Origin of the sequence: Metabacillus indicus LMG 22858, from assembly GCF_000708755.2 — a bacterium.
In the GTDB taxonomy this organism is placed as follows: domain Bacteria; phylum Bacillota; class Bacilli; order Bacillales; family Bacillaceae; genus Bacillus_P; species Bacillus_P indicus.
Window position 1 is genome coordinate 1 of the sequence record NZ_JGVU02000019.1, and the last position, 405, is coordinate 405.

The window sequence follows — 405 nt, forward strand, 5'->3', positions numbered from 1 at the left end:
AGGATCAAACTCTCCGAAGAAAATTTGTGACTCATAAATGTTGCTGACTTAAAAAATTTAAAACGTTTGGTACGCTTTTGGTTTTGTTTAGTTTTCAAAGATCATTTTTTTGCTTCAAGAGCAACTTTTAAATCATACTATACTAGATTCATAAAGTCAACATCTTTTTTGAAGTTTTATAGCTTGCGGATAAAACCGCTGATGCTTCACAGCATAAGCTGATCAGAATCATTGCTACAGCCTGGCAACGTCCTACTCTCACAGGGGGAAACCCCCAACTACCATCGGCGCTAAAGAGCTTAACTTCCGTGTTCGGCATGGGAACGGGTGTGACCTCTTTGCCATCATCACCAGACAATATGCAATTGGCTGAAAGAAGTTATTCTTTCAAAACTGAGTAACGTT

At 38.8% G+C, this 405-nt stretch carries 1 rRNA gene; it reads right to left on the minus strand.

Annotated elements, in window-relative coordinates:
- Positions 1–239: 239 nt before the first annotated feature.
- Positions 240–355: ribosomal RNA gene (gene rrf / locus AZ46_RS19700) — 5S ribosomal RNA — on the minus strand.
- Positions 356–405 lie beyond the last annotated feature (50 nt).